Source organism: Brevibacterium sp. 1718, assembly GCF_051131255.1.
Classification (GTDB): domain Bacteria; phylum Actinomycetota; class Actinomycetes; order Actinomycetales; family Brevibacteriaceae; genus Brevibacterium; species Brevibacterium sediminis.
In genome coordinates this window covers 2898475-2916128 of the sequence record NZ_CP186550.1, presented here as the reverse complement: position 1 = coordinate 2916128, position 17654 = coordinate 2898475, and the positions used below count along the sequence as shown (strand labels likewise).

21 protein-coding genes and 2 tRNA genes are annotated in these 17654 nt (G+C 64.2%); 6 read left to right on the top strand and 17 right to left on the bottom strand.

Annotation, left to right across the window (positions count from 1 at the left end):
- Window positions 1–301: 301 nt before the first annotated feature.
- Window positions 302–529 carry a hypothetical protein gene (locus ACOZ9V_RS13130; protein WP_139908532.1) on the top strand — a complete coding sequence of 76 codons (228 nt, stop codon included), beginning with the start codon at window positions 302–304 and terminating at the stop codon, window positions 527–529.
- Between the two features lie 50 nt (window positions 530–579).
- Here the strand turns inward: ACOZ9V_RS13130 and ACOZ9V_RS13125 are convergent, their stop codons facing one another.
- Both ACOZ9V_RS13125 and ACOZ9V_RS13120 read right to left on the bottom strand, forming a co-directional pair.
- Window positions 580–1941 (bottom strand): APC family permease, encoded by a 1362-nt coding sequence (locus ACOZ9V_RS13125; protein ID WP_181271613.1) that lies wholly within the window; start codon window positions 1939–1941, stop codon window positions 580–582.
- Between the two features lie 15 nt (window positions 1942–1956).
- Entirely contained in the window at window positions 1957–3603 is a 1647-nt protein-coding gene (locus ACOZ9V_RS13120; protein ID WP_219922332.1) for an amidohydrolase, read from the bottom strand.
- On the opposite strand from ACOZ9V_RS13120, the gene ACOZ9V_RS13115 reads away from it, so the two are divergent.
- From ACOZ9V_RS13115 to ACOZ9V_RS13105, 3 genes are all read left to right on the top strand, one after another.
- Window positions 3594–4367, top strand: a complete 774-nt coding sequence (locus ACOZ9V_RS13115; RefSeq protein ID WP_434590639.1) for a TetR/AcrR family transcriptional regulator — start codon at window positions 3594–3596, stop codon at window positions 4365–4367. The genes ACOZ9V_RS13120 and ACOZ9V_RS13115 overlap by 10 nt on opposite strands.
- Before the next feature lie 80 nt (window positions 4368–4447).
- Window positions 4448–4885 (top strand): ASCH domain-containing protein, encoded by a 438-nt coding sequence (locus ACOZ9V_RS13110; RefSeq protein ID WP_139909825.1) that lies wholly within the window; start codon window positions 4448–4450, stop codon window positions 4883–4885.
- Complete coding sequence (locus tag ACOZ9V_RS13105; RefSeq protein WP_181271615.1) at window positions 4882–5511, top strand: maleylpyruvate isomerase family mycothiol-dependent enzyme; 630 nt, start codon at window positions 4882–4884, stop codon at window positions 5509–5511. Before ACOZ9V_RS13110 ends, ACOZ9V_RS13105 begins: the two co-directional genes overlap by 4 nt.
- A gap of 73 nt (window positions 5512–5584) precedes the next feature.
- Here ACOZ9V_RS13105 and ACOZ9V_RS13100 read toward each other — a convergent pair whose 3' ends face one another.
- Entirely contained in the window at window positions 5585–5857 is a 273-nt protein-coding gene (locus ACOZ9V_RS13100) for a DUF1772 domain-containing protein (protein ID WP_229664090.1), read from the bottom strand.
- On the bottom strand, window positions 5814–6026 hold the full coding sequence (locus ACOZ9V_RS13095) for a hypothetical protein (protein ID WP_229664091.1): 213 nt from the start codon (window positions 6024–6026) through the stop codon (window positions 5814–5816). Before ACOZ9V_RS13095 ends, ACOZ9V_RS13100 begins: the two co-directional genes overlap by 44 nt.
- Before the next feature lie 114 nt (window positions 6027–6140).
- On the opposite strand from ACOZ9V_RS13095, the gene ACOZ9V_RS13090 reads away from it, so the two are divergent.
- Complete coding sequence (locus ACOZ9V_RS13090) at window positions 6141–6788, top strand: MerR family transcriptional regulator (protein ID WP_434590635.1); 648 nt, start codon at window positions 6141–6143, stop codon at window positions 6786–6788.
- Here the strand turns inward: ACOZ9V_RS13090 and ACOZ9V_RS13085 are convergent.
- From ACOZ9V_RS13085 to ACOZ9V_RS13045, 9 genes are all read right to left on the bottom strand, one after another.
- Complete coding sequence (locus tag ACOZ9V_RS13085; RefSeq protein ID WP_229664093.1) at window positions 6766–7146, bottom strand: hypothetical protein; 381 nt, start codon at window positions 7144–7146, stop codon at window positions 6766–6768. The genes ACOZ9V_RS13090 and ACOZ9V_RS13085 overlap by 23 nt on opposite strands.
- Window positions 7143–7607, bottom strand: coding sequence for a GNAT family N-acetyltransferase (locus tag ACOZ9V_RS13080; protein ID WP_139468923.1), 465 nt, complete (start codon window positions 7605–7607; stop codon window positions 7143–7145). Before ACOZ9V_RS13080 ends, ACOZ9V_RS13085 begins: the two co-directional genes overlap by 4 nt.
- A gap of 130 nt (window positions 7608–7737) precedes the next feature.
- Window positions 7738–7819 (bottom strand) — tRNA-Leu (locus ACOZ9V_RS13075).
- 136 nt (window positions 7820–7955) lie between these two features.
- Complete coding sequence (gene bcp, locus ACOZ9V_RS13070) at window positions 7956–8429, bottom strand: thioredoxin-dependent thiol peroxidase (RefSeq protein ID WP_101553572.1); 474 nt, start codon at window positions 8427–8429, stop codon at window positions 7956–7958.
- Between the two features lie 139 nt (window positions 8430–8568).
- Window positions 8569–10338, bottom strand: a complete 1770-nt coding sequence (locus ACOZ9V_RS13065; RefSeq protein WP_434590631.1) for a biotin carboxylase N-terminal domain-containing protein — start codon at window positions 10336–10338, stop codon at window positions 8569–8571.
- Between the two features lie 3 nt (window positions 10339–10341).
- Window positions 10342–12078, bottom strand: a complete 1737-nt coding sequence (locus ACOZ9V_RS13060; protein WP_181271617.1) for an urea amidolyase family protein — start codon at window positions 12076–12078, stop codon at window positions 10342–10344.
- On the bottom strand, window positions 12075–12890 hold the full coding sequence (locus ACOZ9V_RS13055) for a putative hydro-lyase (RefSeq protein ID WP_434590627.1): 816 nt from the start codon (window positions 12888–12890) through the stop codon (window positions 12075–12077). The genes ACOZ9V_RS13060 and ACOZ9V_RS13055 overlap by 4 nt, the downstream gene beginning before the upstream one ends.
- Window positions 12887–13672, bottom strand: a complete 786-nt coding sequence (locus ACOZ9V_RS13050) for a LamB/YcsF family protein (RefSeq protein ID WP_229664095.1) — start codon at window positions 13670–13672, stop codon at window positions 12887–12889. Before ACOZ9V_RS13050 ends, ACOZ9V_RS13055 begins: the two co-directional genes overlap by 4 nt.
- Before the next feature lie 2 nt (window positions 13673–13674).
- The gene (locus ACOZ9V_RS13045; RefSeq protein WP_181271618.1) at window positions 13675–14979 is read right to left on the bottom strand and encodes an NRAMP family divalent metal transporter; all 1305 of its coding nucleotides are present in this window, start codon (window positions 14977–14979) and stop codon (window positions 13675–13677) included.
- Between the two features lie 206 nt (window positions 14980–15185).
- On the opposite strand from ACOZ9V_RS13045, the gene ACOZ9V_RS13040 reads away from it, so the two are divergent.
- The gene (locus ACOZ9V_RS13040; RefSeq protein ID WP_139908521.1) at window positions 15186–15824 is read left to right on the top strand and encodes a GntR family transcriptional regulator; all 639 of its coding nucleotides are present in this window, start codon (window positions 15186–15188) and stop codon (window positions 15822–15824) included.
- A 228-nt stretch (window positions 15825–16052) separates the two neighbouring features.
- On the opposite strand, the gene ACOZ9V_RS13035 is transcribed toward ACOZ9V_RS13040, so the two are convergent.
- The 4 genes from ACOZ9V_RS13035 to ACOZ9V_RS13020 all read right to left on the bottom strand — a co-directional run bounded on the left by ACOZ9V_RS13035 (window position 16053) and on the right by ACOZ9V_RS13020 (window position 17572).
- Window positions 16053–16125: transfer RNA gene (locus ACOZ9V_RS13035), tRNA-Lys, on the bottom strand.
- A 204-nt stretch (window positions 16126–16329) separates the two neighbouring features.
- Entirely contained in the window at window positions 16330–16650 is a 321-nt protein-coding gene (locus tag ACOZ9V_RS13030) for a GroES family chaperonin (protein WP_039209700.1), read from the bottom strand.
- Complete coding sequence (locus tag ACOZ9V_RS13025; RefSeq protein WP_062862037.1) at window positions 16643–16927, bottom strand: DUF3618 domain-containing protein; 285 nt, start codon at window positions 16925–16927, stop codon at window positions 16643–16645. Before ACOZ9V_RS13025 ends, ACOZ9V_RS13030 begins: the two co-directional genes overlap by 8 nt.
- Before the next feature lie 96 nt (window positions 16928–17023).
- The gene (locus ACOZ9V_RS13020) at window positions 17024–17572 is read right to left on the bottom strand and encodes an ASCH domain-containing protein (RefSeq protein WP_219922333.1); all 549 of its coding nucleotides are present in this window, start codon (window positions 17570–17572) and stop codon (window positions 17024–17026) included.
- Window positions 17573–17654: the final 82 nt, after the last annotated feature.

The following is a 17654-nucleotide window of genomic DNA, read 5'->3' as shown; positions in this document are numbered from 1 at the left end:
TGCTGATGCTGCGCTCAACAGGGCCGTCGCTAGATATAACGACGCGGAGTCGGCGAAGGCAATCACGGGGTGGACGTACAGGCGGTCTCAGAAGTCGAGTAGTCCCGAAATTGAGAACTTCATTGATTCGATTTCCGAAGTCGAACAGAGTGCGAGATGTGGGACGAGCACCGCGGGCGTCTCAACACGGAGTTGTTCGAGTATGCATCCGTGCTGCGACCGTGCGCCGACGTAGCGATTCTGTTGCACTCGGTCGACGGTGCTCGCGCCGAGGAGGAACGACGATTCGGATTCTACGGTCTTGGACCCGATGCTCTGCAGTCATGAAACCGGTCTGCTCAAGCCCGAGCCGGAGGCTTATGAGAATGCGCTTGAGCGGATGCGTGCAGATGCCGGAGACGTGTTCTTCATCGATGACCACGAGGTGTGCGCTGGGGTCGCGCGTGACGTGGGTGCGAACGCGATCGTGCACCTCGGCAGCCTGTCGACGATCACGGCGATCGAGGAGCCTCTCCGATGGTCAGTCTGAGCCGAATCAGTCGAATCGACAGCTGGCTTCAAGGCCTGGGTGCGGAGACCTCAGTCAGCGAGATCAAGCATCGGTGTCGGTTTCCGGAAACCGCGTGTGACGAAGGCGAGGTAGCCGACTCCGAGAACCAGCCAGATGGCGCCGATGAGAAGAGTTCGCGGAGACAGGCTCGTCCACAGCCACAGGGTCAGACAGAATCCGATTCCCGGCAGAATGATCGAACTGAGAACAGCACGTGAACCACGATTCTTCTCGTCGATGATGAAGTGTTTGATGACCGACAGATTCACTGCTGAGAACGCGATCAGAGCACCGAAGCTGACCATCTCCGATATGAATGCGAGGTCGACGGCGAGCGCAAGCAGAGAGACTCCGCCGACTGTGAGAGTCGCAATCGTGGGTGTGTGAAAGCGTGGTGACAAGCGGCCGAAGTAGCTTTTCGGGAGCACGCCGTCTCGACCCATCGCGAAGAGAATGCGTGAGACTGATGCCTGCGAGGTCAGAGCTGAGCCGCATGCTCCGGCGACATAGGCGGCGGTGAAGAAGGCGGTGAGGAATTCGCCGCCGGCCGCCGCCATGACGTCGAGCGCGCCTGAATCGACATCGGCGAACTGATTCGACGGGTAGACCAGCTGAGCCAGGTATGACAGAACAATGTAGATGAGGCCGCCGGTGACAGTGGCGATGACGATTGCGCGGGGGACTGCTCTCTTCGCGTCCTTGGCTTCCTCGGACAAAGTCGAGACCGCATCGAAGCCGAGGAATGACAGACACAGTATCGCTGCGCCGGCCATGACATTGTAGAATCCGGGTGCCGAGCCGTCACCGGTGAATGGGGCGGTGAGGTCGACAGAACCGGATCCGGTGAATGAGGCGATGCCGAGCGCGGCGAAGACAACGATGAAGATTGCTTGAGCAGCGATGATGACGATGTTGGCCCGTGCAACGGAGACGATTCCGATGACATTGAGGATCGTGACGAGAACAATGGCAGAGACCACGAAGACCCAGGCAGGAATCATGGGGAAAGCCGCGCTGAGGTAGATGCCGATGACAAGATAATTGATCATCGGCAGGAACAGGTAGTCGAGAAGCAGTGCCCAACCGGCAACGAAACCGATTCCAGCTCCGAAGCTCTTCTGCGTGTACGTGTATGCCGAACCGGCAAAGGGCATGGCGGCAGCCATCTTCGCATATGACCGCGCGGTGAACACCATTGCCAGCAGGGTGATGACGTAAGCGGCTGGGACGCGGCCCCCGGTGACCTGGGTGACGATTCCGTAAGTCGTGAAGACGGTCAGCGGAACCATATAGACGAGGCCGAAGAAGACTAGTGAAGGTACCCCGAGTGCACGTTTCAGGTGGGTTTGGGAGGTGTCTTGAGCGGTGGCGTTGTGATTGGAATGGGACATCATTGTCCTTTCGATTCAGTCCGTCGAATGGACGGCCACGCCGCGCAGGTATGTGCGGCGAACAGGGGCATCAGACAGTTCCTGTGGGAGAAGTGTTCGAGGATCCGAATCGAGAACGATGAAGTCGGCGCTCGCGCCCGGACGGATCACTCCCCACTCGTCGGGTCTTTGGTCTGCAAATGCTTGGTGGGCAACCGCAGCCGAATAAGCGTCGAGAGAGCGTTCGACGTCGAGGATCTCTTCGGGAGTCCACCCGCCGTCGGGCTCACCGTCATCGGTCTGTCTGCTCACGGCAACGGCGAGACCCTCGAGCGGCGCCCCTGAAGTGCAGGGCCAGTCCGAACCGAACGCAAGGTGCCCGCCGCTGTCGAGGACGCTGCGCATCCGATATTGCGCCACGGCGCGTTCTCTGCCGATCCGGGGGACGGTGAGTACTGTCATGAGGTCATCGAGCTGAGCCCACAAAGGCTGCATATTCGCGATGACGCCGAGTTCAGCAAAGCGGGACAGGTCGGCAGAGTCGATGATCTGGGCATGTGCGATCACCGGCCGTCGATCACGGGCTTCGTTGTTCCGGATTGTGTACTCGATGGCATCCAATGCTTGTCGAACGGCCGCGTCGCCGATGGCGTGGATGTGGATCTGAAAACCTGCCGCGTCGACTTCGCGAACCGCCTCTGCCAGCGAATCTCCTTCCCAGACTCGCATGCCGTGGTTGTGAAGGGAGGAGCAGTAGGGCTCGATGAGCGCACCGGTTTCGTTCTCGATGACTCCGTCGGCGAAGAACTTCACGGTCTGAGCGGTCAGGAACGGATCCGAAAGTTCCTCGATCCTTCGGCGCGCAGAAAGCATTTCGGGCAGCTGTTGCGTGAAGCGGCGGGGATCGGCGTAGAACGCGAGGTTGAATCGCAGTTTGAGCCGATCCTGCTGAGAGGCGGACGCATAGGTCTCGACATCGGCTGGCTCCACCCAAGCGTCCTGGACCCAAGTGACGCCTCGAGCCAGGTAATAGTCGGCTGCCCGATCGAGAGCGCGAAGTCGGACGGAATCGTGGTGTGGCGGACGAACGGCGTCGATCAGATCAATTGCACCCCATTCACGCAGAGTGCCCAGCGGTGAGCCGTCGTCTCGGCGAGGAATCTCGCCTATCTGCGGCTCCGGGGTTGCCGCGGTGATTCCCGCGAGTTCCAATGCTCGAGAATTGCACCACACGGTGTGGTAGTCCCAAGCGCGAAGGACGACCGGTCGGTCGGACACGGCTCTGTCAAGCCATTCGGCGTCGAAGAGGCCGTCGCGTACGAGGCTGCCGTCATATGAGGCACCAGTGATCCAGTCGTCGTCGGGATGAGCCTCGGCGTACCGTTTCACTTCAGCGATGATCTCTTCGACGCTCGTGCACGATCTCACCTGTGGGCCCTCTGCTTCCATGCCACCGAAGATCGGATGAGCATGGCCGTCGCCGAAGGACGGCATGAGGAACCCGCCGTCGAGATCGATGGACTCAAACTCTGCGCCGTCGTGGCTCGAAACTTGATCGAGGACGGCCGCCACCGCATGTGAACCAGAGGCAACGACAGTGCCATCTTGAACCACAAGGGAATCCTCAGTTTGGGCGCCGGCGCCCAACCAGATGGTGCCGTTGTGGAAGTGCTGTGTCGTCAAGACTGCCGTCCTCCTGCTCCATTGCTTGTGGCCGGCCGCACCGGCGTTTACACGAACAGTGTTCGTATGTGACTGGGAACACGATACACTGCTCGAAAGATGTAGGGAAGTGCGAAATTGAGAGCGAGCATTCTGTGAGATTGAATCAGGATCGGCTGGTTGATGCCGCGCTCGCGCTTGTCGACGACCTCGGCGAAGAGTCATTGTCGATGCGAACTCTGGCGGCTCGCGTCGACAGGCAGGTGTCCTCTCTGTACAACCATGTCTCCGGCCGAGGTGAACTCATCGAATTGATGCGCGCCCGTATTGTGGCTGGAATCGACGTTCAAGTATTTTCTGGGATCGAGGAATCGTCGGAGAGCGTGCCGTGGGACAGAGCTCTGGAGCTGTGGGCCCGGACGTATCTCAGAGCCTTCGCCGACCACCCGAACCTCATCCGATTGCTGGCCACGACCTCGATTCGAGACCTCTCAACGTATGAAATGTATGACTCAGTGATCGGTGGACTTCGTCGAGGGGGATGGCCGCAGGGTCAGACCGTGGCGGTGATGCGGTCCGTTGAAGCCTATGTCCTCGGTTCCGCTCTGGACATCGTCGCTCCAGTCGACCTCATCACTCAGGAATCGGCCGGAGACAGATTTGCGGAGATTCGAGGTGCGCTGGATCCTCGATTCGGCGAGAACTCGTCAGCGGTGGCGTCCTTCGAGTTTGGGCTGACTAGCCTGATCCAAGGTCTGAAGCATCGGCTTGAGGCCGTGTCGTGAGTCAAACGGCAAGGCTCGATGTCACACTCGACTCGTTCTGGGTGCGGGTCCGCAGCTGCATCCCAGACCTACCGGAGGCGATGCCTGAAGCATGGGCCTTCGGCGCGACTCCCGAGCATGCGGACGACCTCCTCGCTCTCGTGCTGGCTGGGACCAAGACGGGCACCGCCTCGGCGCTGTGGGACATCGAAGCCGATGACGAATCCGTACCCGAGGTGGGTGAACTGAGCATCATCCTCGACGGCCGAGGCCGGCCGAGAGCCCTCATCGAAACCACGGCGATCGACATCGTTCCGTTCTGCGAGGTGACCGCCGAGCATGCCCATTCGGAAGGGGAAGGCGACCGAACCCAGGCCGCCTGGCGCGAGATCCATGAGCGTTTTTGGCAAGAGCATGGCCGGCGCGGATTCGCGCCCGAGATGCCGGTCGTCTGCGAACGCTTCCGGTTGCTGTTCGACGTAGAAGACGAGGGGTGCGTCAGCGTCTCGGGCGACGAATCACAGGGGACGAGCAGATGAACGAAGCCGAATACTGGGACCTCATCCACACGGAACGCGCGCGCCTGGCCGATCTGCTCTCCACGCTCGAACCGGAGCAGTGGGCGCTCGCCACTCTGTGTGCAGACTGGATGGTCGAGCAGGTCGTCGCCCACCTGACAGCCGCAGCCAACACCGGGAAGTGGGCCTGGATCCGCAGCATCGTTCGGGCGGGATTCGATCCTGCCAAACACAATGCGCGACTGCTCGAGCGCCGTCTCGGTGGCTCACCTGAGGAGACCCTTGCGAAGTTCCACAGCTCGATCCCACTGACTATCGCGCCGACCAAAGACTTCCCGGCCTTCCTGGGTGAAGTCATCGTCCACGGCCAGGACATCGCACGACCACTGGAACTCGACCTGACCCCTGGCGCCGAGGCGACCGTCGAGGTGGCCCGATACTTCGCCTCTAAGGACTTCGCCGTGAACTCGAAGACCCTGGTCAAAGGGCTGAAGCTCAGTGCTGTCGACGCCGACTTCGAATCCGGAAGCGGGCTGGAGGTGACCGGTCGTGTCCTCGACCTCGTCATGGCCATGGCCGGTCGACCGGAAGCGCTGAGAGATCTGACCGGGAGCGGAGTCGCCGAACTCCGGCGACAGATGGACTGAAACCTCAGAGGTCAGAGTGCTGCGACGCGCGTGCCGGAACATCCCTGACGGCGAGATGAACGTTGACGGGTGCTCAGGCGAGTCCGACGGCTCCGACCGCGACAAGAACGAATCCGAGCAATTGCAGTGAAGCGCGCACGATCTGGAAGGCGTCCCACCGTCTGCGCATGGCGATGAATCCCTCGGGGGCGGTCTCCTCGGTGATCCGTCCCGTCCGGGTGTTGATCGGGACGTTCCCGATGATCGTCACGACGAGGGCGACGCTGAGGCTGATTGCTGCCGATGCCAGCCATGCGTTGGGCTCATCGATGGCAATGATGATGGCCAGGGCGGTCGCCGCGGTCATCCCCCACCGGCATCACCCGGCCGAACGTCTTCAGCAGGCCCCTCTCCATGATCAGCTGATCGTCCGTCCTCAGCTGACGGATCACTGGATGAACCAAGGCGGCCGATCCGAATTCCGCTGAGCCGACGAAGCCGGTGACGAGGACCGCAGCCAAAGTCAAGGCATCCATGACCTCTCCTCTTAATAGGTAGTTATACTATCCATAATAGATAGTAGAGGTATCTGCTAGGGTCGAGCAAGATCAGTCACCGAACATTGCTGTCAGTGCCGGGAGGAGATGACGATGCAGGAATCAGCGGAGAAGTCGGGGATGAGGATGGCGGAGCTGTCCCGTCGTTCGGGCCTCAGCGTGCCGACCATCAAGTACTACCTCCGCGAAGGACTGCTGCAGCCGGGACGACGGACAAGCGTGAATCAAGCCGTCTACGATCGCACTCATCTCGAGCGGCTGCACCTCATCGGGGCGCTGACGTCGGTGGCCGGACTGCCGTTGGCGAAGGTGCGAGCCGTCGTTGATGCGGTGGACGGGCAGGCCTCGGAAGTCGAAGCGATGGGCGTCGTCCAGGACGCGCTCATCGACGAGGCCGAGACGGACGATACAGCCGCCTCGGCGATACTCGACCGCGCGATCACTGCGCGAGGGTGGCACTGCGCGAAGTCGTCACCGGCCTATCGGGCGGCTGTGAACGCGGTTGCCATGTTGACTACGGAGAACCTGACTCCGATCCTCGACCGGCTCGACGCCTATCTCGAGGCCGCTGAAGACGTCGGTCGCACCGACCTCGACGCGATCAGCGACGCAGTCAGTCTGGAGGAGCGGATCCGCGGAGTCGTCCTCGGCAGCGTGCTGCGCCGACCGCTGCTCGAGGCGCTGGTCCTGCTCGCACAGCAGCACTTCGCGCAGGACCTCACTCGGTCGGAAGAAAGCTGACTGGGAACAGCTCCGTCCTGGCGATGACGCGATCGCGTTCGGCGGCCTGCGCCTGACGTCGCGGATCTGCGAGGTAGGAATCGAGCGCTTCCGTGGATTCGAACCGATAGAACTGCACCTCGTTGGGACGCCCCTGGGCCCCGTCGCTCTTGGCACGATTGACGACGCGCCCTCCGTGCTCGGAGATCAGCGCGAGAACACCGTTCTCGTAGGCTGTCAGTGCCTCGGCCTGTCCTTCGCGCGCCCACAGCAGGCAGCACAACAGCACCTCGCGGTCAGCACCGGCGTTCGCTGAGCTTGCCTGTTCTTCCGGCTCCACCGAGCTCGGCCTCTCCTCACTCGGCAACTCAGTGCTCACGACTCCGTCGGCTTCGCGTCGTAGGTGAGCCAGTTCGTCTTCGCTGCGACATCGTCATAGAGCACCTGAGCCTGAGCGTTGTCATCGGCGGTGATCCACCGGACCACCGAACAGCCTTCGGCCGCGGCGATCATCTGCAGCCGGGAGATCAATGCACGACCGACACCTCGGCCGCGCGCCTCGGGATCGGTGAAGAGATCGTCGAGCCAGATGCCGACGCTGCCTGTCGAGGGACGCGAGAAACGACGATAGTCGGCGATTCCGACGATCGATCCGTCCGCCTCGGCGACGAGTCCCTGGCACTCATGGGCGGAGTCGGTCAGCCACGACCACACGCGGGAGACGATCTCCTCGGAGGGCTCCAGTCGGTAGAACTCGCGGTAGGCGCGGAAGAGCTCCTTCCACCGGGCCTCGTCGGCGGGAGCGGTGGGGCGGATCGTCGGGGCCGGGGACGTCGTCATCGGCAGTCCTCTCACTAGGTTCGGTGCACCAATGACCACACTACGTTCTCCGCGTCTGTTCGCGTACAGAAGTGACGACAGAAAAGTCCCCGGCGCGGAAGCCTCTCGACTTTCGCGCCGGGGACCGCGGTACGCGAGAGGGGACTTGAACCCCTACGTCCGAAGACACTGGAACCTAAATCCAGCGCGTCTACCAATTCCGCCACTCGCGCTGAAGCGGCCACCCTCGCGGCCGCAACGTCCTCAAGATTAGCAGGGGCGGCCCGAGTTGTTGAAAACTCGGACCGCCCCGATGCTCACGTTGAGCACGGGCAGTTCAGCCCGCCCGACGCTCAAGTTGCAGCAGACTCAGGCAGCGTCGATGCCGAGCTCCTTGCGCACGCGGGCGACGTGCCCGGTGGCCTTGACGTTGTACTGGGCGAGTTCGACCTTGCCCTCGGCATCGACGACGACGGTCGAGCGGATGACGCCCTGGACGACCTTGCCGTAGTTCTTCTTCTCGCCGAAGGCACCCCACTCGGTCATCATCGTCTTGTCCTCATCGGAGAGGAGGTCGAAGTTGAGACCTTCCTTCTCGATGAACTGCTGCAGCTTCTCCGGCTTGTCCGGGGAGATGCCGACGACGGCGATTCCGGCGGCCTTGAGTGCCGACAGCGAGTCCCGGAAATCGCAGGCCTCGGTCGTGCAGCCCGGGGTCATAGCGGCGGGGTAGAAGTACACGACGACCCGCTGACCTCGGAAATCGCTGAGGCTGACGGACTTCCCGTCCTGGTTGACGAGGGTGAACTCCGGGGCGGTGTCGCCGACCGACAGACGTGACATGAATGCTCCTCCTGATTGGGGTGGTCTCCATGATGGACAACCATTGCTGACCACCACTCTATTCCGTTGCCGAGCCCGATGCCTCGACCGATGCACGCAGTCACCTCGACCGATCCTTTCGCCGAGGCAGCCCGCCGTCTCAGTCGACCCGTGCGATGGCCTGCCCGACCGCCACGACGTCGCCGACCGCCGCGACCTGGCGCAGCGTTCCCGCGACCGGGGCTTCGACCCGGGTCTCCATCTTCATCGCCGAGAGCACAGCGACCTCGTCACCGGCCGCCACCTGCTCGCCGTCTTCGACGAGGAAGTCCACTAGGCTGCCCGGCACAGGAGCGGTGACATCCCCGGCACTCGCCGAGGCGGCTCCACCGTTTCCGGCGCCACCGACCTCGCCGCCTTGACCCGTGCCGCCCTGACCGGTCCCACCGACCGAGCCGAGGGCAGCGAGCAGTCCGGCGGGCAGCCCGATCGTGGTGAGCTTCCCATCGATCTCGATCGACATCCGCTGCATCTCGCCATCGGCGACCGGGGCCGGGCGGTCCTGAGTCTCGAAGCGCGGCAGCAGCTCGGCCTCGATCCACTGCGTGTGGATGCCGTCGACACCGTCGACGCCGAGACCGGTGAACGCCTCATCGGTGAGGATCGCCAGGGAGCACGGCACCACCGTGGCCGGACCCTCGACATGGAGTTCCTTCGCCGCTGTCACGGTGCGCGCGATCGCCTGCTCGCGGTCGGGACCGTGGACGATGAGCTTCGCGAAGAGGGAATCGAAGGCCGGCTGTACGGTGTCACCGGCACGCACACCGGAATCCCATCGCACGCCGAGGCCCCCGGGCACGTCGAGGACATCGATGCGTCCCGGAGTCGGCAGGAAGCCGCGGCCGGGATCCTCGGCGTTGATGCGCAGCTCGATCGCATGACCGACCGGCTGCGGGGTCGACGCAAGCGACAGTCCCTGTCCGAAGGCTATGCGGAACTGTTCGGCGACGAGATCGACCCCTGAGGTCACCTCGGTGACGGGATGTTCGACCTGCAGTCGGGTGTTGACCTCGAGGAACGTCATGGTGCCATCGGCAGCGAGGAGGAACTCGACGGTGCCGGCACCGCGATAGTCCACCTCGGCGCAGATGGCTTCGGCCGAACGGTGCAGGCGCTCACGCTGCTCATCCGTCAGTCCCGGGGCGGGTGCTTCCTCGATGAGCTTCTGATTGCGCCGCTGAGCGGAGCAGTCGCGGTCACCGACGGCCACGACCCGACCCTGACCGTCGCCGACGATCTGGACCTCGACATGGCGGGGACGCTCGAGGAACTTCTCGACGAAGCACTCGGGCCTACCGAAAGCCTCGACGGCCTCACGGGTCGCCGATTCGAAGGCACCGGCTACCTCGGACAGCTCGTGGACGATCTTCATTCCGCGTCCGCCGCCACCGTGGGCGGCTTTGATGATGATCGGCAGTCCCGCCTCGGCGGCGAAGGACTCGACCTCGGCCGCGTTCTCGAGGGGACGGTCGATGCCCGGTGCCAGGGGAGCGCCGACCTTCTGCGCGAGCTGACGGGCCGTGACCTTGTCGCCGAGGGCCGTGATCGTGTCCGCGGTCGGACCGATCCAGATGAGGCCGGCGGCTTCGACGGCGGCGGCGAAATCGGCGTTCTCGGACAGGAATCCGTACCCGGGGTGGACGGCATCGGCACCGGCGGACTTCGCTGCGGAGAGGATCGCATCGATGTTGAGGTACGTGTCACCCGCTGTCGTCCCAGGCAGAGCGAACGCTTCGTCTGCGAACCGGGCATGCATGGCGTCGGCGTCCTGATCAGCGTAGACAGCCACCGAAGTGTGCCCGTGCTGGGCGCAGGCGCGGATGATGCGGACGGCGATCTCGCCGCGGTTGGCGATGAGGATTCTCGACATTGTTCAGCCTTCGTTCTCGTTGGTGCGGGATCCTGCTGCGGTGCGGGACGGCTCGGCCGGGTGGGCGTTCGACGTCGGTCGGGCAGAGGTGGTGAAGCGCAGCTTCACGCCGGGAGGCAGCTGCGCGGCGAGGTCGACATCATCGACGCTGGCGATGATCGGATAGCCGCCGGTGAGCGGATGGTCGGGTCCGAAGAGCACCGGCTGACCGTTCGGCGGAACCTGCAGGGCACCGGTGACCGCGCCTTCGCTGGGCAGCTCTCCGGTTCGGGCACGTTCGAGTGGAACCTCACCGTTCAGGCGCAGTCCGACCCGGTCGGATTCGTGGGTGACCGTCCACTCCTGTGACAGCAGAGTCTCGATCCCGGCCTCGGTGAACCAATCCTCGCGCGGTCCCAGCGTCACGCTCAGCATCACGGTCTCACCCGCCTGGGGAAGATCCCTTGGCTGCGTGGGATTGGGATCGACGAGGTGGGGCGCCGTCCGCGGATCGTGCACTCCCACCGTGGTGCCTTTGTCCACGGCGGCCGGACCGAGCCCGGCCAGGGTGTCGGCGGAGCTGCTGTCGAGAGCCGTCTCGACAGCGATTCCACCGCGCACGGCGAGGTAGCGGCGGACTCCGCGCTCGGTTGGTCCGAGCTCGAGTTCGTCCCCGTCGGCCAGGGCAAAGGCCTCGCCGAGGCGGGGCGTGAGGACCGTGCCATCGGCAGCGGTCACGGTGATCGCTCCGGTGGCCCCGGTGACAGCGGCGACGCCGTCACCCGTGGAGCGCAGGAGCACTGCGCCCCCGAAGCTCTCCAGCCCGGCCGCGGTTTCGGCATTGCCGACAAGACGGTTGGCGGTGGTCAACGCGGTGCGGTCGGCGGCACCGGCGGCGGAGACTCCCATCGAAGCGAAACCGGGGCGACCGAGATCCTGGACGAGCAGCTGCAGCCCGGGACGCAGCACCTCGAGGGAGTGGGTGGCAGCAGCCGCCGAATCGGACGCCGAATCCGCTGCTGAATCCACCGCAGAATCCGACGCCGAACTTGCCGCACCTGACGAACCTGCCGCACCTGACGAACCTGACCCCGCACTCGAGCCCGCGACCTCGACGGTCTCGCGCCCCGCCTCGGCGAATTTCACGATCGTGCCGGGTACGAACAGGGCCGGTGGTTCCCGGTCCAGGTCCCACAGCTTCGCATCGGTGCGTCCGATGAGCTGCCAGCCGCCGGGGGAGGAGCGGGGGTAGACGCCGGTGAACTCGCCGGCCAATGCCACCGATCCCACGGGCACTCGCGTGCGTGGGGACGAGCGGCGGGGAACGTTGAAGAGTTCGTCGTCGCCGGCGAGGTAGCCGAAGCCGGGGGCGAACCCGGCGAACGCGACCTGCCAGGTTGCGGCCTGGTGGCGTTTGATCACCTCGGCGGGGGAGACAGAGAGGAGGTCGGCCACCTCGGCGAGGTCGTCCCCGTCGTAGTGGACATCGATCGTCACCTCACGGGCCGCATCCGAGGCCGACTCGGTGTGCCCGAGCCCGCGCACTGCCTCGGCGAGGATCTCGGCGTTCGTGCGTGCGGGATCAAAACTGATCAGCACTGTTCGGGCGGCGGGGATTAGTTCGGTGACGCCGGGCAGATCGGCGGCTTCAAGACTGTGGTGCAGGGCCATCGTCGTGCCCAGGTCCGCGCATTCGACGAGGAGGTGGCGCGTGGAGGCGGTGTGGAAGGTCAGGGAGTCGGCCGGAGGTGTCGAGGTCATTGGCGGTAGGTGTCTTCCGGTTCGTCAGTGATGAACATCTTCCCAGGTGAGTGGGTGATCGCGAAGGGGATTCTCGACGCCTGGATGGCTGCCTGTGGAGTGACTCCGCAGGCCCAGAAGACGGGAATGTCGCCGTCTTCGATGGCCGGAGCATCACCGAAATCCGGGGCGCCGAGGTCATCGATGCCGATCTGGGAGGGTTCGCCGATGTGGATCGGTGCACCGTGGACGGCGGGGAAGCGGTCGGTGATGCGCACTGCCTCGGCGACTTGGGAGGCCGGGATCGGGCGCATGGACACGACCATGTCTCCGCTGATCCGGCCGGCGGGACGGCAGGCCGTCGACGTGCGGTACATCGGCACGTTGCGACCGGCCTCCTGGTGGCGGATCGGGATGCCCGCTTCGGTGAGGCCGTTTTCGAAGGTGAATGAGCAGCCGATGAGGAAGGACACGAGGTCCGGATGCTGCTCCCAGACTGAAGTGGCGTCGGTGACCTCGTCGGTCAGGGCGCCGTTCTCCCAGATCCGGTATCCGGGAATGTCCGTGCGGATATCGCTGCCCGGGGCGAGTGCGGATGCCAGCTGTCCGGGTTCGAGGACGTCGACGACCGGGCACGGCTTCGGGTTGCGCTGGGTGAAGAGGAGAACGTCGAAGGCCCAGTCCGCGGGGACGGAGATGACGTTCGCCTGGACGAGTCCCGGTGCCATCCCCGAGGTGGGACCGTCGAATCCTGCCCGGATGCGTGCGCGGGCTTCCGCACCCGCAGCCCGCATCGTGTCCATGGCAGATGTGCTGGTGGTGGCAGTGTTCATCGTCCGGCTCCGGCGAAGGCGGCGATCGTGACGCCTTCGGATTCGAGGAGATCACGGGCGGCCCGGGCCATGTCGATGGATCCCTGGCTGTCGCCGTGGAAGCAGATGGACTGCGCGTCGACGTCGACGAGGGTGCCGTCGACGGCTTCGACCTGTCCGGTCTGGACGAGGCGCAGGACGCGGGCGGCCACGGCCTCTGGGTCGTGGAGGACAGCGTTCGGTTCCGACCGGGAGACCAGGGAGCCGTCGGGGTTGTAGGACCGATCGGCGAAAGCCTCGGCGGCCACGGTCAGTCCCGCCTCGGCGGCGACGCGGTTGGCCACGCTGCCGGCGAGTCCGAGGAAGACCAACGAGTCGTCGATGGCTGTGATCGCGTCGACGACGACCTTCGCCTGCGCCTCATCGTGGACGATCGCGTTGTAGAGACCGCCGTGGGGTTTGACGTAGGAGACGGTTCCGCCGACGGCTGTGGTCAGGCCGATGAGCGCGCCGATCTGGTATTCGACTTGGGCCTGCAGAGTGGCGGCGGGCACGTCGAGGGCGCGGCGGCCGAAGCCCTCGTAGTCGTCGTATCCGGGGTGGGCCCCGATGACGACACCTTCCTTCGTGGCGGCGTCGACGGTGGCGCGGATGCCTTCCGGGTTGCCGGCATGGAACCCGCAGGAGACGTTGGCGCTGGTGACGAGGCCGAGCATGGCGGCATCGTCACTGACGACACGGTCGGGGACGTTCTCCCCGAGGTCAGAGTTGAGGTCGATTCTCAGTTCGCTGTTGACAGACAATGTCACCCTCCGATTCCGATCATGGCGAAGATGGGGCCGATGGACTGTGTGGCCGTGTACCACGTGACCAGTGTTGCCGCGGTGCCGATGATGAGCAACCACTTCGGGTACGAATCAGTGCGCAGCAGGCGCGGCCTGAACCAGCCGATGTACATGAAGATCGTCAGACCGATCGGCAGGATGAGCCCGTTGAAGCCGCCGACGAAGACGAGCAGTGTGGCAGGTGCCGTGCCGAGGACGAGGTAGACGACGAGCGAGACGACGATGAAGGACACCGTCGCCAGCTGCAGCGGCCAGCCGCCTTCGAGGCGTTTGGAGAACGCCGAGAGGAACGTCGCCGAGGTGTAGGCGGCGCCGATGACCGAGCTCAGAGCCGCGGCCCAGAAGATCGCGCCGAAGATGCGCATTCCCGCATCGCCGAGGACTGCGGCGAAGGCCTGACCGGCGGGGTTGGCCACGCTCGAGTCGAGGTCGAGAGCGACGCCGGAGGCGACGACGCCGAGGATGGCGAGGAAGAGGACGTAGCGCATGACACCGGTGACGAGGATCCCCGACAGAGCCGAGCGCATGACAGAACCGGCATTCTCCGGGCCGGTCTTGCCCGAGTCGAGATAGCGGTGGGCACCGGAGTAGGTGATGTAGCCGCCGACGGTGCCGCCGACGATCGTCGTCACGGTGGCGAAGTTGATGGTGTCGGGCACGAACGACTGTTTGATCGCCTCACCGACCGGCGGGTTCGAGACGATGGCGACGACACAGGTGAGGATGATCATCCCGACGCCGAGGACGAGGACGACGGCGTCGACGACCTTTCCGGCGCGTTTGAACAGGAAGATGCCGATCGCCAGGACGCCGGTGAGCAGTCCGCCGAGCTTCGGGTCGATGCCCAGCAGCGCATTGAGGCCGAGGCCGCCACCGGCGATATTGCCGATGTTGAAGGCCAGTCCGCCGACGACGATCAGGACGGACAGGAGGATGCCCGATCCCGGCACTGCCGAGGAGGCCAGCTGGGCTGCGCGTTTGCCCGAGGAGGTCACCATCCGCCAGATATTGAGCTGGATGGCGATGTCGATGAGGATCGACGCGAAGATCGCGAAGGCGAAGGCCGCACCCATCTGAGCCGTGAATGTGGCTGTCTGGGTGATGAAGCCCGGACCGATCGCCGAGGTGGCCATGAGGAAGATGGCGCCGATGATCGCGCTGCGGCTGATCTTGGATCCGATTTCGCTCTTGGCATTGTCAAGGCCCGAGGCGGCCCCATCCGTAGAAGAGGATTCCGGCGGTTGGGATTCCGGTGCGTGTGACATGGGAGTCTCCGACTGTCTGGTGGTCAATTGTTCCTTCGTGTGCGCCGATGGGGTGAGAACAGCGATGTCTGTGTCCTGGCACACGTGAAGTGGTAAACAATCTAGCACTCATTGTTCAACAAACATAGACGGGGGTCACACTTTTCTTCGTCGCTTTGTCGACGGACGGATGGGAGTTCGGGGTGCTGTTTCAGTAGGATGGAGAGGTGAATCACGATTCGTCCCTGGTCAACAGGCTCACTGACCGCCTCATCGCTGGAGAGCTGCGCCCCGGTGAGCGGCTGTCCGAAACCGCGCTGGCGAAGGAATTCGATGTGTCGCGCAATACTCTGCGTGAGGCGTTCCGGGTCCTCGGGGAGCAGGGCCTGGTCACGCATATCCCGCACCGAGGCGTCTCAGTGGCGTCACCGAGCACCGCCGATGTCGTCGACATCTACCGGGTGCGCCATCATGTCGAGTGCTCGGTGCTCGAGCACGCTCCGCGCAATCACCCGAACGCCGTGAGGATGGAGGCGGCCGTCGAAGCCGCCGAGAAGTTCGCTGCCGAAGAGAACTGGCTGGAGGTCGGCACGGCGAACATGGAGTTCCACAATGCCGTCGTCTCGCTCTCGGACAGCAGGCGGCTGATGCAGTCGTTCTCCAATGTGCTCGCCGAGCTGCGGTTGGCATTCCTCAAGGTCGAGGTCCTCGACTTCCTCCATGCGCCGTTCATCGGCCGCAACAAGGAAGTCGTCGAGATCTACCGCACGGAGGGGCCGGTGGCTGCGGCGAAGATCCTCGGCGCCTACCTCGGTGATTCCGAGCGCCAGGTGCTCGGCGCCTACGCCCGCGCCGGCCAGGACTGAGCCGCGGGGCGGCAAGCCGTATGCCATGAGCGGCCCGGCCGGAATCCCGCAATAGCCCACTCCGAGGTGAGCAGCCCAGTTTCAAGCATGGGCTGCTCACCCCCAGTTGGGCTATTGGCAAATCCCGCAGGCGAATGCTCCTCGCCGGAAACAGAACCCCACCGGCAGATGGTGTGAATGCGAAAGAACCGCCTCCGACCGAAGTCGAAGGCGGTTCTCTCTATGCTGTGCACCCCCCGGGACTTGAACCCGGAACCCACTGATTAAGAGTCAGTTGCTCTGCCAATTGAGCTAGAGGTGCTTGCCGCACATGCTGTGCAACGAGAATTAATATTACTCAGGTGTCGACCGATCATGCAAACCGAGATCGGCCCATATTCAGTTTTGTGATGAAGGTCGCAAGCCCCTGGTCAGAGTCCCTTTGCCCGCGAATCCGGCGACCCGGAACCCACTGATCAATAGTCCCTCCACCGCACCGGATTCGCCCTCGATGCCCGGAGGCACTTCAGAGATACATTCCGGAACTCGACTGTTCGGCCGGTTCGGAGATCGCGTGGACGTCGCGTTCGCGCAACAGCACATACGCGCGTCCCTCGAGCTCCACCTCGGCGAGTTCCTCGGGATCGTAGAGGACGGTATCGCCGAGGTTGGCCTGCCTCACATGGGGGCCCGCCGCTACGACCTTGCCCCACACGAGGCGTCTGCCCATGCTGGCGGTGGCGGGAATGACGATGCCCGCCGAGGATTTGCGTTCCCCGGCTTCCGCGCTGGGTTCGAGCAGGATCCGGTCATGGAGCATCCGGATCGGTAGTGCGGCATCAGCCACGCTTGCGACCGGAGAGTCCGACGATGAGGGCGGCCACACCGAGGACGGCACCGGCACCGAGTGCGATGATCTCGGGCTTGGGGGAGCCGTCTTCCTCGACGACCTCGGACTTCGCCTTGTTGACTGCCCGCGTCGCCAGCACCTTCGGGTGGATGCGGCCGACGAGCTCGTCGATGTTCTCGGCGATGCGCTCCTCGCGCAGTCGGATCGACTCCGCGAGCTGCGCGGTTGTCGCCTGGTCGACGGTCACATCTGAGGTGTAGACGTTGTCAGTCATCGGGTCGAGTCCTCCCGGTCGAGAATGCTTTGCTGCGTCTGTGACCTTGTGCCACAGTGCTTCGCTGTCCAGCTTAGCGGCTGGGCACTGTGAGTGTCAGATATCGGCCGCGGTTCGACGGAATCTTACGATCTCGACGCTCGCGTCCGCGGGCATGGTCGGGTAGTGACCGCGGAGATTGGCGATATACCGCTCCAATCCACTCGGGCGGGTGAGGTCGAGATCCTCAGGTCGCAGTTCGTCGAGTCGCTTCACCATCACCGAGGCGACTTCCACGGGGAGCGTGCCATGCGCGGTGTTCTCGAAGTACGCCAGAGCCGGACCCGTGCAGTGGCCTTCGTTCCACCGCACCGTCAGCGTCTTCGTCCCGTCCGCGACGGCCTCGAAGTATCTAGCGTGGAACCTCAGTAGCCGTTTGGGATCAGAATCCGGGTGCCGATAGGAGTGGGGGAGCAGGGCGGGGATCGGGGCAATCGACGTCTGGCCCGTGGTGTCGTCGGGCACGACGACGAGCGCATCGGGATGGAGGTCGAGGATGACCTGACGGCAGCGTCCGCACGGGGCCAGCACACCGCGGTTCCGGTCGCCAACCGCTGCGATCGTGACCAGGGGTCCGGCGTTCGCTGCCGCGGCGGCACCGATCACGACGAGTTCCGCGCAGGGTCCGCCGGTGAAGTGAAAGACGTTGACGCCGGTGTGGATGCGACCGTAGCGTCCATCGCGGCAG

Excerpts from the sequence above, each read along its gene's own strand:
- ACOZ9V_RS13090 (WP_434590635.1), top strand. The coding sequence starts at position 6,141 with ATGCAGGAATCAGCGGAGAAGTCGGGGATGAGGATGGCGGAGCTGTCC.
- ACOZ9V_RS13065 (WP_434590631.1), bottom strand. The coding sequence starts at position 10,338 with ATGTCGAGAATCCTCATCGCCAACCGCGGCGAGATCGCCGTCCGCATC.
- ACOZ9V_RS13105 (WP_181271615.1), top strand. The coding sequence starts at position 4,882 with ATGAACGAAGCCGAATACTGGGACCTCATCCACACGGAACGCGCGCGC.
- bcp (WP_101553572.1), bottom strand. The coding sequence starts at position 8,429 with ATGTCACGTCTGTCGGTCGGCGACACCGCCCCGGAGTTCACCCTCGTC.
- ACOZ9V_RS13125 (WP_181271613.1), bottom strand. The coding sequence starts at position 1,941 with ATGTCCCATTCCAATCACAACGCCACCGCTCAAGACACCTCCCAAACC.
- ACOZ9V_RS13060 (WP_181271617.1), bottom strand. The coding sequence starts at position 12,078 with ATGACCTCGACACCTCCGGCCGACTCCCTGACCTTCCACACCGCCTCC.
- ACOZ9V_RS13110 (WP_139909825.1), top strand. The coding sequence starts at position 4,448 with ATGCCTGAAGCATGGGCCTTCGGCGCGACTCCCGAGCATGCGGACGAC.
- ACOZ9V_RS13100 (WP_229664090.1), bottom strand. The coding sequence starts at position 5,857 with ATGACCGCGGCGACCGCCCTGGCCATCATCATTGCCATCGATGAGCCC.
- ACOZ9V_RS13055 (WP_434590627.1), bottom strand. The coding sequence starts at position 12,890 with ATGAACACTGCCACCACCAGCACATCTGCCATGGACACGATGCGGGCT.
- ACOZ9V_RS13095 (WP_229664091.1), bottom strand. The coding sequence starts at position 6,026 with ATGGATGCCTTGACTTTGGCTGCGGTCCTCGTCACCGGCTTCGTCGGC.
- ACOZ9V_RS13025 (WP_062862037.1), bottom strand. The coding sequence starts at position 16,927 with ATGACTGACAACGTCTACACCTCAGATGTGACCGTCGACCAGGCGACA.
- ACOZ9V_RS13080 (WP_139468923.1), bottom strand. The coding sequence starts at position 7,607 with ATGACGACGTCCCCGGCCCCGACGATCCGCCCCACCGCTCCCGCCGAC.
- ACOZ9V_RS13045 (WP_181271618.1), bottom strand. The coding sequence starts at position 14,979 with ATGTCACACGCACCGGAATCCCAACCGCCGGAATCCTCTTCTACGGAT.